The organism is Streptomyces sp. NPDC006463 (genome assembly GCF_042870715.1).
Lineage (GTDB): Bacteria > Actinomycetota > Actinomycetes > Streptomycetales > Streptomycetaceae > Streptomyces.
In genome coordinates, this window is sequence record NZ_JBIAHP010000010.1 from 150973 (window position 1) to 166232 (window position 15260).

Here is a 15260-nt window from a genome sequence, read left to right on the forward strand (position 1 = left end):
GGCGCCCCCCAGGGGCCTCCCCACCCGAAGGTAGGTGAGGGATTGGCTGCCGCGATGGCATTCAATCACTTACCGGCAGGCGCGCACGACGCCTTGGGACCATTGTCCCGCACGCCAGTGACACACTCGGTTCCAATGGCCAATACTCACCGTCCCGGTCGGCCCACGCCACCCGCGGACCTCCGAACCACCCCCGGCACGGCCCTGGACAGGCTGTCACGGGGGCCTTCCCGGGCTGCGCGCATCACCCATACGGAGCACTTGCCCCCTCGGGAGGGTCGTCATGCGGTCTGGCCCGACCGCATCCGAACGAATGTCGTAGCCGCAATTCAGGCCGCCGGGATCGACCATCCGTGGGAACACCAGGCCGCGGCGGCCGAGCACGCCCTGGACGGCGAATCCGTGGTCGTCGCCACCGGTACCGCCTCGGGCAAGTCGCTGGCCTATCTGGCCCCCGTGCTCTCCGCCCTCGCGGACGGCGCCGAGGCGCCGAACGGACGCGGGGCGACCGCCCTGTACCTGGCCCCCACCAAGGCCCTGGCGGCCGACCAGCGCCGCGCCGTACGGGAACTGGCCGCCCCGCTGGGCAACGCGGTCCGGCCCGCCGTCTACGACGGCGACACGCCGGTAGAAGAACGCGAATGGGTGCGCCAGTACGCCAATTACGTCCTCACCAACCCCGACATGCTGCACCGCGGCATCCTCCCGGCCCACCCGCGCTGGTCCTCCTTCCTGCGGGCCCTGCGCTACGTCGTGATCGACGAGTGCCACACCTACCGCGGGGTCTTCGGCTCCCACGTGGCCCAGGTACTGCGCCGGCTGCGGCGGCTGTGCGCCCGCTACGGCTCCGACCCGGTGTTCCTGCTGGCCTCCGCCACCGCCAGCGACCCGGCGGAAGCCGCGTCCCGCCTGACCGGGGTCCGCGTCATCGAGATCACCGACGACGCCTCCCCGCGCGGCGAGGTGGTCTTCGCCCTCTGGGAACCGCCGCTCCTCACCGAGCTGCGGGGCGAGAAGGGCGCGCCCGTCCGCCGTACGGCCACGGCCGAGACCGCCGACCTGCTGGCGGACCTGGTCGTGCAGGGGGTCCGCACGGTGGCCTTCGTCCGCTCCCGGCGCGGCGCCGAGCTGATCTCCGTGATCGCCCAGGAGCGCCTCGCGGAGGTGGACCGCTCGCTGGTACGGCGGGTTGCCGCCTACCGTGGCGGATACCTGCCCGAGGAGCGCCGGGCCCTGGAGCGGGCCCTGCACTCCGGCGAGCTGCTGGGTCTGGCCGCCACGACCGCCCTGGAGCTGGGCGTGGACGTCTCCGGCCTGGACGCGGTCCTGATCACCGGCTACCCGGGCACCCGGGCCTCCCTGTGGCAGCAGGCGGGCCGGGCCGGGCGCTCGGGCCAGGGCGCCCTGGCCGTGCTGATCGCCCGCGACGACCCGCTCGACACCTACCTCGTCCACCATCCCGAGGCACTGTTCCGCCAGCCGGTGGAAGCCACCGTCCTGGACCCGGACAACCCGTACGTCCTGGCCCCCCACCTGTGCGCGGCAGCGGCGGAGCTGCCGCTGACCGAGGCCGACCTGGAGCTCTTCGGCCCGGCCACCCACGAGCTCATCCCCCAGCTGGAGGCGGCGAAGCTGCTCCGCCGGCGGGCCACGGCCTGGCACTGGACCCGCCGGGAGCGGGCCTCGGACCTGACCGACATCCGGGGCGGCGGCGGCCGCCCGGTGCAGATCGTCGAGGCCTCGACCGGCCGGCTGCTGGGCACGGTCGACGAGTCGGCCGCCCACACCGCCGTCCACGAGGGAGCCGTCCACCTGCACCAGGGCCGCACGTATCTCGTGAAGCAGCTGGACCTGGAGGATGCCGCCGCCCTCGTCGAGGAGGCGGATCCGCCCTTCTCCACCACCGCCCGCGACACCACCTCCATCTCGGTCCTGGAGACCGAGTCCGAGATCCCGTGGGGCTCGGCCCGGCTCTGCTACGGCTCCGTCGAGGTCACCAACCAGGTCGTCTCCTATCTGCGGCGCAAACTGATCACCGGCGAGGTGCTGGGCGAGGCCAAGCTGGACCTGCCGCCCCGCACCCTGCGTACCCGGGCCGTGTGGTGGACGGTCACCGAGGACCAGCTCGACGAGGCCCGGATCAACCCGGAGATCCTCGGCGGCGCCCTGCACGCCGCCGAGCACGCCTCCATCGGTCTGCTCCCGCTGTTCGCCACCTGCGACCGCTGGGACATCGGCGGCGTCTCCGTGCCGCTGCATCCCGACACCCTCCTCCCGACGGTCTTCGTCTACGACGGCCATCCCGGCGGCGCCGGATTCTCGGAGCGGGCCTTCCACACGGCCCGCGCCTGGCTGACGGCGACCCGCGACGCGATCGCGGCCTGCGAGTGCGAGGCCGGCTGCCCCTCCTGCATCCAGTCCCCCAAGTGCGGCAACGGCAACGACCCCCTCCACAAGCGCGGCGCCATCCGCCTCCTCACCCGCCTCCTGTCCGAAGCCCCGCAGGCCCCGCAGGCCCCACCGCAGTAGCGGGGCCGGCTCCGGGCGGCTTCCGGGACGGGCTGGAGTCCGCCCCGCCCCCGCGACCGCCGGCCCCGACGTCCTCGGCCGCAGGGCCCGCGCGGGCGGTGATCGTCGGGGCGAAGGGTCCCGTGGCGGGGCGGGCCGTCACTTCGGCCACCTCGCCCCGGACGGTGCAGGCACCCAGGGACGCGCCCTGCGCCCGGGCGACCCGGCGGGCCGCGGCGCAGGCGGTCTCCGGTCCGTGGGCCCAGGTCGCCGCCGCCGCGAGCGCCGCCAGGTCCGCGGCCGCCGCCGCCCGGTGCCGGGCCACGACCGCCTGCCCGAGCAGCAGCACACCGCCGAACACGGCCCCCAGCACCGTCGCCACCAGCGCCCCCCACACCGTCGCCGAACCCCGGTCCCGGCTCACGGCGGCGGCCCCACGCTGTCCTCCGCCAAGGCCACCGCCCGCGCCCCGAGCCGCACCGGCAGTCCGCCCGGCCCGGGAGCCGGGGCCGCCACCCGCACCCGCCACAGATCCCCCTCCCGCTCCAGCTCCACCCGCGCCCCCGACGGCGCGGCCGCCCGGGCCGCCGCCACCGCCACCTCTGTGGGCTCCGACCGGGCCGCCGCCCGGGCGCCGACCCGGGCCGCGTCCACGCACCGGATCTGGGCGGCCGCCGCCATCAGCGCCCACACCAACAGCGCCGCGAAGAGCACCAGCGCCGGGATCACCAAGGCGGCCTCGGCCGTCACATATCCCCGGTCGCCCATTCCCCGGTTTCCCCCGGGATTTCTCTCAGAACGGCACATCGAGCGCCTTCCCGATGGTCGACTGAAGGGCCGTGGAGACCACTTCGCTCGTCACCACCTTGTACAGAACAGCCGCGAACGCACAGGCCGCGATCGTGCCCATGGCGTATTCCGAGGTGGACATCCCCGCGTCGCTCCCGCGACCTCGCAGCGCCGTCCGCACACGAAACCAGATGATCCTCATGGCAACCTCCCGTTGATATTCCTTGCTGATGTACGTGGTTAATGTGGCGTCAGGTGTTCGTGAGGAGGCCGGAAGCCATTCCGATCACCACCGGCGCTACCCCGATCGCGAGAAAAGCGGGGAGAAAACACAGCCCCACCGGCGCGGTGACGAGCACTGCCGCCCGCTGCGCCCTGGCGCCCGCCTGCCTGGTCCGGTCCTCCCGGAGAGCGGACGCGAGCCGGGAGACGGGTTCCGCCGCAGGAGCACCCGTCCGTGCGGCCCGCTCCAGGCACTCCGCGAGAGCTCGGGCGCCCGGTATCTCCGCCAACCTCCCCCACGCCGCTCCAGGTTCGCTGCCGAGCCGCAGCTCAGCCCCGGCCCGCGCCAGCCGCTCACCCACCGGGCCGCCCAGCGACTCACCCACCACCTCGGCGGCCTCCACCGGACCGGCCCCGGCCGCCAGACAGGCGGCCAACAGGTCGGCCGCGAACGGCAGCTGACGCTCCGCCTCCCGCAGGCCCAGGCCTGCCGCGGGCCGCGCCCTGCCCTGCCACCGCCGCGTCCCGAGCGCAGCCACGACGCCAACTGCCCCACCGGCCACCCCGCCGACGAGCACCCAGGCCGCCAGCAGCGCCCCGGCCGGCCCACCCCAGGCGGCCGCCACACGGCGCAGCCGCGCACCCGGCACCGGCCCCTTCGGGCCCGGTCGCACGCCCAGCAGAGCCCCGAGCCTGCGCCGGGCCCGCCGCGCCCGGAGCCGCCCCGCCACCGCCGACATTGCCGAGAGCGCGGCCACCGCCAGACACAGCACGATCCCCAGCCTGTGGATCACGAAGCCGCCCATCACCGCTCCCCCATCCGTACGATCCGTCGGCACCAGAGGAGCCCCAGCGCCTCCAGCACCCCGCCCGCGACCAGACAGCCCCACCCCATCGGGGTGTGCAGCAGCACCCGCAGCGGATTCGCTCCCAGCCCTGTGCCGATCAAGAGGCCCACGAGGGGCAGAAGCGCGAGCACCACCGTCGTGGACCGCGCCCCCGCCAACTGGGCCCTCAGCGACTCCTGCCGGTCCCGCTCCGCCCGCAGGGCCCCCTCCAGCCGGTCCAGCCCGGCGGCCAGGCCCGCACCGCCGTCCACCGACACCCGCCAGCAGGCCGCCATCCCGGCCAGCCCTTCCGCGCCGGGCTCCCGCGCCGCCTGGCGCAGCGCCCCGGGCACGTCCCCGCCGAACGCCGCGGCGGCCAGCACGCCCGCCTCCATGGCGCCCGGACCGCCGGGGACGGGCGCCGTCCGCCGTATCGCCGCGGTCAGGGCCTGACCGGGCTGTGCTCCCGCCCGTAGCTCCCCCACCGCCGCACCGCACAGAGCCACCACCTCGGCCGCCCGCGCCACCCTGGCCAGCTCCCGCGCCCTTGTCCGCAGCCACCGCCGCACCAGCGGCACCGCTGCCGCCCCGGCCAGCAGCGGGATCACCGATGTGCCGAGCAGGGCGACCACCAGCCCGGCGCCGAGACAGCCCCACTCCCGCCACCGCGCCGCCCGCACCCGTACGGCCGCGAGCAGCCGATCCGGGCGCGCCGGCACGCGCGGCGCCTGCGGACAGCCCCGGGCCGACACCACCGCCCGGGCCCTGTGGAACTCCCGGTCGCCTCCGGTCAGACCCCAGGTGGCCGCCCCGGCGCACAGCACCCCCGCGAACACCGGCACCGGCAGCGCCGCCACGGCGCTCACCGGGCACCTCGCAACAGCGGGCGCAGCCGCTCCCAGCCCCGCTCCCGTACGAAGCCCTGCGCGGCCCAGCGCAGCGCCGGCACGGTGACCACCAGACCTGCGGCGTCCCGCTCCAGCACGTGCACCTCGGCCACCCGGCGCCGCCCTTCCCGGTCCCGCACCAGGTGCACCACCAGCGTCAGCGCGGCGGCCAACTGACTGTGCAGGGCGGCCCGGTCGAGCCCGGCTGCCGTCCCCAGGGCCTCCAGCCGGGCCGGGACATGGGCGGCGGCATTGGCATGGACCGTGCCACAGCCCCCTTCGTGACCAGTGTTCAGAGCAGCGAGCAGGTCTGCGACCTCCGCTCCCCGGACCTCGCCGACCACCAGGCGGTCGGGCCGCATCCGCAGCGCCTGGCGGACGAGGTCCGCCAGCGTGACCAGGCCCGCGCCCTCCTGGTTGGCGGGCCGGGTTTCGAGCCGCACCACATGCGGATGGTCGGGGCGCAGCTCGGCCGAATCCTCGGCCAGCACGATCCGCTCGCCGGGGCCGACCAGCCCCAACAGGGCGCTGAGCAAAGTGGTCTTACCGGTTCCGGTGCCGCCGGAGACGAGGAAGGACAGCCTGGCCTCGATCATCTCCCGCAGCAGCCGGTGCCCGCCGGGCGGCAGTGTCCCCGCCGCCACCAGTTCCTCCAGCGTGAACGCCCGCGGCCGCACCACCCGCAAGGAGAGGCAGGCCGACCCGACCGCCACCGGCGGCAGCACCGCGTGCAGCCGGGTCCCGTCGGGCATCCGGGCGTCCACCCAGGGCCGGGCGTCGTCCAGCCGGCGCCCCGCGACGGCGGCCAGCCGCTGGGCGAGCCTGCGCACCGCTCCCTGGTCGGTGAACGTCACCCCCGTCAGCTCCAGCCCGCCGCCCCGGTCCACCCACACCCGGTCCGGGGCCGCCACCAGCACATCGGTGACGTCCGGGTCGGCGAGCAGGGGTTCCAGGGGGCCCGCGCCGACCAGCTCGGACCGTAACTCGGCGGCAACGCCGAGCACTTCCGCGTCACCCAGCAGCCGGCCCTGAGACCGCAGGGCCGCCGCGACCCGCGCCGGGGTCGGCTCCGCCCCGCTCTCGGCGAGCTGACGGCGCACCGCGTCCAGAAGCAACGTGCTCATGCCGGCACCCCCTGGGCGGAACCGAGCGCCCGCTGCCAGAAGCCGTCGCAGAAGCGCGACAGCGCGCCCCGCCCCTGCGCCCCCGGCGCCTCCCCCTCGGCCACCCGCCCGGGAAGCCCCACCTCGACCGGCACCTCACCGGCCAGTGGCACCCCCAGCAGTGCGGCCACCGCCTCCGGGTCGAGACCGCCCGGGCAACGGCCCCGTACGACGACGCGTACGTCCCGGGCCACCATCCGCACCCCGGCCGCAACCCGGCCCGCGGCCGCCACTGCCCGCAGCTCGCCCGGCACCACCATCAGCACCAGGTCGAGCTGGGCCAGTACCTCCGCCACGGCTTCGTCCACCCTCCGCGGGAGATCGACCACGACGACACCGCCCCGGCGGCGCGCGGCCGACACCACCGACCGCATCGCGGCGGGCGGCACCACCACCCGGTCCCCGCGGTCCCAGCTGAGCACCCGCAGGGCGTGCAGTTCGGGCAGGGACTCCTCCAGGGCTCCGGCGCCCACCCGTCCACGCGAGCCCGCGAAGTCGGGCCAGCGCAGCCCTTCCGCGCGCTCGCCTCCGAGCAGGACGTCCATGCCCCCGCCGAGCGGGTCTCCGTCGATGAGGATCGTCCGCTCCCCGGTGCGCGCGGCGCGGACGGCGAGTGCGCAGGCGAGGGTGGAGGCCCCGGCCCCGCCGCTGCCGCCGATCACCCCGACGGCGAGCGCGGGCCGGCCGGCTCCTTCCACCACATCGGCGATGCGGTCGACGAGACGGCTCTCGGCGTCCGGGAGCCTCAGCACCTCCTCGGCGCCGATCTCCACCGCCCGCTGCCACACGACGGGGTCGTCCAGGTCCCGGCCGACGAGGAACACGCCGTCCCTGCGCGGCGCCCCGCGCACCCGTCGGGCGGCATCGTCCCCGACGAGCACCAGGGGCGCGGACTCCCATCCGACGCTCCCGCCGGGCCCGCCCGCCCCGCCCGGCTCCGGCACCTCGTGGTGCACGTGCGGCTCGGCACCCGCGGCGGCGCACAGCCGCAGCAGATCGTCGAGCAGCAGGGGATCCTCGGTGATGATCAGCGGACGCCCGCCGACGACCGCGCCCACGGCCACGCTCCCGGCGGCGCTCCCGGCCCCGCCCACCACGGACTCCGGTGTTTCGCACGACTTCGATCGAGCCACGATCTCCGCCCCCTTCTCACTGCAAATCCAGCACCGCGGACTTCGCGGCTGGAATCACCGTGCAGCGATCGGGAAAAAGAAGTGGATCTTGCGCGAAAACTGTGGACACCGAGCCGATTGTGAATAACCCGGTCACCCTCACCGGTGAGTTCCGGAGCGCTGCGGAACCACTACGCAACGTCACGAGTCAGAAGGGGTGAGGGGCCTTCGCCATGGAGGCCTCGTACGACAGGAGGGCCGCAGGAATGGCCACTTGGGGCCGAAGGCGTGGACGCGAACCGCGTCCGGACATGCGACGACCCCCGCCGGGGGGGAGAGCGGGGGTCGTCCCCACGGTCCGACTCGGGGGGGGAGGAGCCAGACCGGGTTAGCACGGTCGCGAACGATCCGTGACTTCCATGGTGTACCCGAGAGCCTTCTCAGGCAAACCCACGCGCCACACCTTACGCCGAATGGTGGGCGCATATGCTCGGGGCGTGGAAAATCAGCCCTTGCCGCACTCCTCGCCTCGCACCGCAGCCTTCTTCGACCTGGACAAGACGGTCATTGCGAAGTCGAGCACCCTGACGTTCAGCAAGTCCTTCTATCGGGGCGGCCTGATCAACCGGCGCGCCGTGCTGCGCACCGCGTACACGCAGTTCATCTTCCTGGCCGGCGGCGCCGACCACGACCAGATGGAACGGATGCGCGAGTACCTTTCCGCCCTCTGCAAGGGGTGGAACGTGCAGCAGGTGCGGGAGATCGTCGCGGAAGCCCTGCACGACCTCATCGACCCGATCATCTACGACGAGGCCGCGTCCCTCATCGAGGCCCATCACACCGCCGGCCGCGACGTGGTGATCGTGTCGACCTCCGGCGCGGAAGTGGTCGAGCCGATCGGCGAGATGCTCGGCGCCGACCGGGTCGTCGCCACGCGCATGGTCGTGGGCGAGGACGGCTGCTTCACCGGCGAGATCGAGTACTACGCCTACGGACCCACGAAGGCGGAAGCCGTCCGCGAGCTCGCGGAGTCCGAGGGGTACGACCTCGCCCGCTGCTACGCCTACAGCGACTCGGCCACCGACATCCCGATGCTGGAGGCGGTCGGACACCCGCACGCCGTCAATCCCGACCGGGCCCTGCGCAAGGAGGCCTTGGCACGGGAGTGGCCGGTGCTCGTGTTCAACCGCCCGGTGCGGCTGAAGCAGCGACTGCCCGGACTGTCGATGCCCGCGCGGCCGGCGCTGGTCGCCGCCGCGGCCGTGGGCGCGGCCGCCGCCACCGCCGGGCTGGTCTGGTACGCGAGCCGGCGCCGCAACCGCGCACTGGCCGCCGCCGCGTCCGCCTGACGCCCGCCGGGGCGAATGTCCTGACCTGGGGCGATACGGACTGTCCGATTCGCCCGAGGTCATCCCGGTAGGTAAAAAGTGGAGCCAGGGGTTTCGCATGGCTCCCAAGCGGAGTACAAATAAAGCAACGGCCCGCGAGACCAAAGAACATCCGAGAGGATCATCTTTAAAACGCAGTAAGGCCCACGGACCGAAGCATGAACGCCGAGCACCCACGCGACGTCGACCCGTCGATTACGGGCCAGCCGCACCAGGTGACGGGCAAAGTTCCCGACCTGATGGGCAACCTTCGAGGACGCTTGGTAACTGGGCGTAAGTGCCAGCGGCGACACCAAAGCAAGACGGTGTCGCCGCAACCCATGTCCGGCCCTGTTCGCCGGATCCAGCACCGGATCCGGCCGGTTCCGGCCGGAAAATCTCAGGCCGCGCCGCGCTGCAGCGCCTCGCACACCGCCGTCGACTCGCGCACCCCGAGCTCGATCGCGCGGCCGCAGTGGGCGATCCAGGCGGCCATCCCCTCCGGGGTACCGGAGACGTACCCCTCGAAGGCGGCCAGATAGGCCTCCGGGCCCTGCTCCGCGTGGCCGACCTCCGCCGGGCAGATCGCCTTCGGGTCCAACCCGCTGTTGATCAGGACGATGCGCTCGGCCGCCCGCGCGACCAGACCGTTGTACGTGGCGAAGGGGCGCAGGGCCAGCAGTTCACCGTGCACCACCGCCGCCGTGATCAGCGCCGGGGCGGAGCCGCCAGCGATGATCAGGCGGGAGAGTCCGTCCAGTCGGCCGGCGACCTCCTCGGCGCTCGGCAGCGGGAGTTCGACCAGCGGCTCGTCCACCGGCTCGCCCGCCAGCCGCGGACGGCCCACCACGTCCCCGTCCGCCGTCGACCCCGACGCCACGAGGTGGAGCCGCGCCAGCACCCGTAGCGGCGACTGGCGCCAGATGCTCAGCAGCTGGCCGGCCTCGGCGGTGAGCCGCAGCGCGGCGCCCACCGTCAGCGCCTCCGGCTCCGACCCGAAGTCGGTCCGGCGGCGCACCTCCTCCAACGCCCAGTCCGCACCGGACAGCGCCGCGCTCCCGCGGGCGCCGCGCAGCGCGGCCTCCGAGGTGATCTCGCCGCTGCGGCGGCGCATCACCCGGTGCCCGTAGACCCGGTCCACGGCCTTGCGTACGGAATCCACGGAATCGGCGACACCCGGCAGCCCGGACAGGGCGGCCAACGGGTCAGAAGCGCTACTCATAAGTAGGGAGCCTACGCACTGCGCCCCCGTAGCACCGACCCCTCCTTGGAGTGGTCTTCTTCACTCACCTTGACAACGCAATGCGGTCAACCCGCTACGCTTGGTGAACATGAAGATCGCTTTCGTGGGAAAGGGCGGCAGCGGCAAGACGACGCTGTCCTCCCTCTTCATCCGCCACCTCGCCGCCAATGAGGTCCCCGTCGTCGCGGTGGACGCCGACATCAACCAGCACCTGGGCGCCGCGCTCGGACTCGACGACGGCGCGACCTCCGCAATGCCCGCCCTCGGCGCGCACCTGCCCCTGATCAAGGAGTACCTGCGGGGCTCCAACCCGCGCATCACGTCCGCCGACACGATGATCAAGACGACCCCGCCCGGCCGGGGCTCGCGCCTGCTGCGGGTCACCGAGGACAACCCGGTGTACGAGGCCTGCGCGCGCACGCTCCTGCTCGACGGGGAGCCCGTACGGCTCATGGCTACCGGGCCGTTCACCGAGGCCGATCTGGGCGTGGCCTGCTACCACTCCAAGGTCGGGGCCGTCGAGCTGTGCCTGAACCACCTCGTCGACGGACCCGACGAGTACGTCGTCGTCGACATGACCGCCGGATCGGACTCCTTCGCCTCGGGCATGTTCACCCGCTTCGACATGACGTTCCTGGTCGCCGAGCCGACCCGCAAGGGCGTCTCCGTCTACCGCCAGTACAAGGAGTACGCGCGGGACTTCGGGGTCTCGCTCAAGGTCATCGGCAACAAGGTGCAGGGCCCGGAGGACATCGAGTTCCTCCAGGACGAGGTGGGCGAGGACCTACTGGTCACCGTCGGGCACTCCGACTGGGTACGGGCGATGGAGAAGGGCCGGCCGGCCTCCTTCGAGCTGCTGGAGGCGACCAACAGGCTCGCCCTCCAGGTCCTCCAGGACACGGCCGACGACTCGTACGCGCACCGCGACTGGGAGCGGTACACCGAGCAGATGGTGCGGTTCCACCTCAAGAACGCGGAGAGCTGGGGCAACGCCAAGACCGGGGCCGACCTGGCGGACCAGGTCGACCCCGAGTTCGTCCTGCACGAGGGCCTCGGGTGTACCGAACGGGGCGGGGAGACGGCCGATCCGGACGCTCTCGTCAGCCCTGGTCCGCACCGGCATCAGCCGGCTCCGCAGCCGGCTTGACCCCGGCGGGGGCCGTCGGAGGTGCGGCCGGCGGCCCCGCGGTCAGGAACTTCGTCCAGCCGGCCTTCGGCGTCTCGCCGACGTCGAGGGTGCGCATCCACTCCAGGGTCTTGGGGTCCTGGGCGTCCAGCCAGTCCACCAGCTCGCGGAACGGAACGCAGCGGACCTCCTTCTGGGTGCACATGCCCTTGATGGACTCCTCGACGGCGCGCATGTAGGTGCCGCCGTTCCAGGACTCGAAGTGGTTGCCGATGATCAGCGGTGCGCGGTTGCCCTCGTAGGCCCGGTCGAAGGCCTGGCGCAGGCCGTCGCGCATCTGGTCGCCCCAGTACGCGTGCTGCGAGGGGTCGCCCTGGGAGGTCGTCCCGGACTGGTTCGTCATGAAGTTGTAGTCCATGCTCAGGGTCTCGAAAGCGCGGCCCGGCACGGGCACCAGTTGCAGCGGGATGTCCCAGAGCCCGTCCGTCTTCTTGGGCCAGAGCTGCTTGCTGATGCCGCTGGAGTCGTAGCGGAAGCCCATGTCCTTCGCTGCCAGCATGAAGTTCTTCTGGCCTTCGAGGCAGGGGGTACGGGCCCCGATGAGCTCCTTGTCGTAGTCGAACGGGAGCGCCTGCATGTCCTTCAGGCCCGCGTTGGTCTTCCAGTTCTTGACGAACGACTTGGCCTGGTTGATCTCGCTCTTCCACTCGTCCACGGACCACGTGCCGACGCCGCCGTCGGGACCGCAGAAGTGGCCGTTGAAGTGGGTACCGATCTCGTTGCCCTCCAGCCAGGCCCCGCGGACCTGGGTGGCGGTGTCCTTGATGCCCTGGAGGTCGCCGAAGCCGATGTCGGAGCGGCCGGACTCGTGCTGCGGGGCCGTGTAGAGGGAACGCTTCTCCTCCGGGAGCATGTACACGCCGCTGAGGAAGTACGTCATCCGGGCGTTGTACTTCTTGCCGACCTCGCGGAAGTGCGAGAAGAGCTTCTGGCTGTCCTCGCCGGCCCCGTCCCACGAGAACACGACGAACTGCGGCGGCTTTTCGCCGGGCTTCAGCTTCTGCGCCTTCTGCACGTTCGGCTGCGTGCCCGTGTACGCGGTCGAACCGTCGCCGATGGGCCGGTTGACGCTGCCGGGTGCCTCGGGGGCGGCGGCGCCCTTGCGGGCGTTCTGGCTTCCCGGCGCCGGGGACTTGGCGGGTTCCGAGGAGCCGCACCCGGCGGCTCCCAGGACCAGGGCCGTGGCGGCCAGGCCGCCGGCGATCTTCTTCGTGGCGGCGATCATCCGCCCACCTCTCCCTCGCAGTTCATCGCAGGACTTCCGCGCCGCAACGTCCCACGCGATCCGATATGAGGAAGATGTGACAAGCCGTACAAAATGATTAATCACCCTGGAGGGTTAATTCATAGGCCATTTGCCCCTATTACCTACCATCGCTCTTTACTCTCCATTACCATCCATTTACCGAGTGTTGAGACTCCCGCCGCTTCATCCCTCCCTCAGAGGAGACGGGACCTTATGACAGCCACCTCCCCCACACCGACGAACAAAAGGATCCGCCGGGAGAGCCGCAAGGACCTTCCCGCGGACCTCTCCGCCTCCATCGCGGTCTTCCTGATCGCCCTGCCGTTCTCCCTCGGCATCGCCCTGGCCACCGGCGCCCCGCTCCAGGCCGGGCTGGTCGCCGCGGCCGTCGGCGGGATCGTCGCCGGACGGCTCGGCGGAGCCCCGCTCCAGGTGAGCGGACCCGCGGCCGGACTCACGGTCGTCAGCGCCGAATTGATCCAGCACTACGGGTGGCGTACCACCTGCGCCGTCACCGTGCTCGCCGGCGTCTGCCAGCTCGGCCTCGCCCTGCTGCGCACCGCCCGGTCGGCGCTCATGGTCAGCCCGGCCATCGTGCACGGCATGCTCGCCGGCATCGGCGTGACCATCGCGCTGGCCCAGCTGCACATCGTGCTCGGTGGCACGCCGCAGAGCTCCGCCGTCGCCAACGTCCTCGCCCTACCGGATCAGTTGGCCGATCTGCACCCGGTCGCGCTCGGTGTGAGCGTGCTGACGCTTCTCGTCCTGTTCACCTGGCCGAAGCTGCCCGGGCGGACCGGCCAAGCCCTGCGCAAGGTGCCGGCGGCGCTCGCCGCCGTGGCGACGGCCACCGCTTTCGCCGCCCTGACCGGCCTCAGCCTGCCCCGGGTGGACCTGCCCTCCTGGCGCAGCCACGCCCTGCCCGAGCTCCCCGAGGGCCCTGTTCTCGGCATCATCGCCGCCGTGCTGACCGTCACCCTGGTCGGCAGCGTCGAGTCCCTGCTCTCCGCTGTCGCGACCGACAAGCTGATCGCCTCCGAGCGCGGTACGGGCAACCGCCCGCCGCGCGCCGACCTCAACCGGGAACTGCGGGGACAGGGCGCGGCGAACATCGTCTCCGGTGCGCTGGGCGGGCTGCCCGTCGCGGGCGGGGCCATGCGCAGCGTGGCCAACGTCAAGTCCGGAGCCGTCAGCCGGCGCTCGGTCATGCTGCACGGCCTCTGGGTGCTGCTCGCAGCTGGCTTGCTCGTCCCCGCCCTCGACCTGATCCCGCTGGCCGCGCTGGCAGCACTGGTGATGGCGGTCGGAGTGCGGATGGTGAGCGCCACGCACCTGCGTACCGTCACCCGGCACCGCGAGGCCGTGGTCTACGGCACGACCATCGTGGGAGTGGTCCTCGGCGGGGTCCTGGAGGGCGTGGCCATCGGCATCGCAGTGGCGGTCGCGCTCGCCCTCCACCGGCTGGCAAAGACCCGGATCACGGTGGAGCAGCTGGAGACCGGGGTCCACCGGGTGTGGGCGCGCGGCCAGTTGACCTTCCTCGCCGTGCCGCGGCTGACCCGGGTACTGAACCAGATCCCGCACGACGGGCGCGCCGTGATCGAGCTGGACGGCTCGTTCATGGACCACGCGGCCTACGAGACGCTGCAGGACTGGCAGGACTCCCATCGCGCCCACGGCGGATCGGTGGAGGTCACCGGCCGCCGCACCGACGGGGCGCACTTCTTCGACCCGGCCCGGCGCGCACCACAACGCGGGGGCCACCAGTGCTGCCGCCCCTGGACGCCGTGGCAGAACCACTGCGACCACCGCGCCATGGACACCCGTACGGACACGGCGGAGGCCACGGTCACGGACGGCTCTGTCGCGGCGGGGGCTCCCACGTCAGCGGCGGCCGCGGCCGCCCCGGCATTGGCCCCCCGCCGGCGCGGCGCCGGTCAGCTGGCCAACGGGATCAGCGCCTTCCAGCGCGACACCGCGCCCCACGTACGGGACGAGCTGGCCCGGCTGGCCCGCGAGGGGCAGCGGCCCTCCCAGCTCTTCCTCACCTGCGCCGACTCCCGCCTGGTGACCAGCATGATCACGGCCAGCGGACCGGGCGACCTGTTCACGGTCCGCAACGTCGGCAACCTGGTCCCGCTGCCGGGCGCCGAGTCCACCGACGACTCGGTCGCGGCCGCCATCGAATACGCGGTGGACGTTCTCAAGGTGGACAGCATCACGGTGTGCGGCCACTCGGGCTGCGGGGCCATGCAGGCGCTCCTCAACTCCACCCCCGGGGCCCCGATCACCCCGCTGCGCCGCTGGCTGCGGCACGGGCTGCCCAGCCTTGAGCGGATGGCCAGCCGTCACCACGCCTGGGCCCGGATCTCGGGCCGGCTCCCGGCCGACGCCGTGGAGCAGCTGTGCCTGACCAACGTGGTGCAGCAGCTGGAGCACCTGCGGGCCCACGAATCGGTGGCGAGGCGGCTCGCCGAGGGCACGCTGGAGCTGCACGGGATGTACTTCCACGTGGGCGAGGCACAGGCCTACCTGCTGTCCGAAGGCGAGGACTTCTTCGACTGCCGGGTCTTCGCCACCGTCGGACAGCACGCCTGAACCTCAGCGTTGATGAACCGATAGCCTCACCCCTCCGTGCAATCGTGTGGCCCCTTCCCGTGCCCTGCAGCGGGAAGGGGCCGTCGCATGGGTCCGAACGTGCTATAGGTCT

Annotated in this window: 13 protein-coding genes; 4 read left to right on the plus strand and 9 right to left on the minus strand. The window is 72.8% G+C overall.

Going from position 1 to position 15260, the window contains the following annotated elements:
- The first annotated feature begins 54 nt into the window (after window positions 1-54).
- Window positions 55-2529, plus strand: coding sequence for a DEAD/DEAH box helicase (locus tag ACFYOB_RS19760; protein ID WP_388561116.1), 2475 nt, complete (start codon window positions 55-57; stop codon window positions 2527-2529).
- Here the strand turns inward: ACFYOB_RS19760 and ACFYOB_RS19765 are convergent.
- From ACFYOB_RS19765 to ssd, 7 genes are read right to left on the minus strand one after another with little or no spacing between them, the layout of a single operon-like run.
- Complete coding sequence (locus ACFYOB_RS19765) at window positions 2477-2932, minus strand: Rv3654c family TadE-like protein (protein ID WP_388561117.1); 456 nt, start codon at window positions 2930-2932, stop codon at window positions 2477-2479. The genes ACFYOB_RS19760 and ACFYOB_RS19765 overlap by 53 nt on opposite strands.
- Entirely contained in the window at window positions 2929-3315 is a 387-nt protein-coding gene (locus ACFYOB_RS19770; RefSeq protein ID WP_388561118.1) for a TadE family type IV pilus minor pilin, read from the minus strand. The genes ACFYOB_RS19765 and ACFYOB_RS19770 overlap by 4 nt, the downstream gene beginning before the upstream one ends.
- On the minus strand, window positions 3302-3499 hold the full coding sequence (locus tag ACFYOB_RS19775; RefSeq protein WP_388561119.1) for a DUF4244 domain-containing protein: 198 nt from the start codon (window positions 3497-3499) through the stop codon (window positions 3302-3304). Before ACFYOB_RS19775 ends, ACFYOB_RS19770 begins: the two co-directional genes overlap by 14 nt.
- Window positions 3500-3548: 49 nt before the next feature.
- The gene (locus tag ACFYOB_RS19780) at window positions 3549-4325 is read right to left on the minus strand and encodes a type II secretion system F family protein (protein WP_388561120.1); all 777 of its coding nucleotides are present in this window, start codon (window positions 4323-4325) and stop codon (window positions 3549-3551) included.
- The gene (locus ACFYOB_RS19785) at window positions 4325-5212 is read right to left on the minus strand and encodes a type II secretion system F family protein (RefSeq protein WP_388561121.1); all 888 of its coding nucleotides are present in this window, start codon (window positions 5210-5212) and stop codon (window positions 4325-4327) included. Before ACFYOB_RS19785 ends, ACFYOB_RS19780 begins: the two co-directional genes overlap by 1 nt.
- Window positions 5209-6357 (minus strand): TadA family conjugal transfer-associated ATPase, encoded by a 1149-nt coding sequence (locus tag ACFYOB_RS19790; protein WP_388561122.1) that lies wholly within the window; start codon window positions 6355-6357, stop codon window positions 5209-5211. The genes ACFYOB_RS19785 and ACFYOB_RS19790 overlap by 4 nt, the downstream gene beginning before the upstream one ends.
- Window positions 6354-7490 carry a septum site-determining protein Ssd gene (ssd, locus tag ACFYOB_RS19795; RefSeq protein ID WP_388561434.1) on the minus strand — a complete coding sequence of 379 codons (1137 nt, stop codon included), beginning with the start codon at window positions 7488-7490 and terminating at the stop codon, window positions 6354-6356. The genes ACFYOB_RS19790 and ssd overlap by 4 nt, the downstream gene beginning before the upstream one ends.
- 491 nt (window positions 7491-7981) lie before the next feature.
- On the opposite strand from ssd, the gene ACFYOB_RS19800 reads away from it, so the two are divergent.
- On the plus strand, window positions 7982-8857 hold the full coding sequence (locus ACFYOB_RS19800) for an HAD family hydrolase (protein ID WP_388561123.1): 876 nt from the start codon (window positions 7982-7984) through the stop codon (window positions 8855-8857).
- 418 nt (window positions 8858-9275) lie between these two features.
- Here ACFYOB_RS19800 and ACFYOB_RS19805 read toward each other — a convergent pair whose 3' ends face one another.
- Complete coding sequence (locus tag ACFYOB_RS19805) at window positions 9276-10097, minus strand: oxidoreductase (protein WP_388561124.1); 822 nt, start codon at window positions 10095-10097, stop codon at window positions 9276-9278.
- Between the two features lie 109 nt (window positions 10098-10206).
- Here ACFYOB_RS19805 and ACFYOB_RS19810 point away from each other — a divergent pair, with 109 nt between their 5' ends.
- The gene (locus ACFYOB_RS19810; RefSeq protein ID WP_388561125.1) at window positions 10207-11265 is read left to right on the plus strand and encodes an ATP-binding protein; all 1059 of its coding nucleotides are present in this window, start codon (window positions 10207-10209) and stop codon (window positions 11263-11265) included.
- On the opposite strand, the gene ACFYOB_RS19815 is transcribed toward ACFYOB_RS19810, so the two are convergent.
- Complete coding sequence (locus tag ACFYOB_RS19815) at window positions 11219-12529, minus strand: hypothetical protein (RefSeq protein WP_388561126.1); 1311 nt, start codon at window positions 12527-12529, stop codon at window positions 11219-11221. The genes ACFYOB_RS19810 and ACFYOB_RS19815 overlap by 47 nt on opposite strands.
- Before the next feature lie 234 nt (window positions 12530-12763).
- On the opposite strand from ACFYOB_RS19815, the gene ACFYOB_RS19820 reads away from it, so the two are divergent.
- The gene (locus tag ACFYOB_RS19820; RefSeq protein ID WP_388561127.1) at window positions 12764-15148 is read left to right on the plus strand and encodes a SulP family inorganic anion transporter; all 2385 of its coding nucleotides are present in this window, start codon (window positions 12764-12766) and stop codon (window positions 15146-15148) included.
- Window positions 15149-15260: the final 112 nt, after the last annotated feature.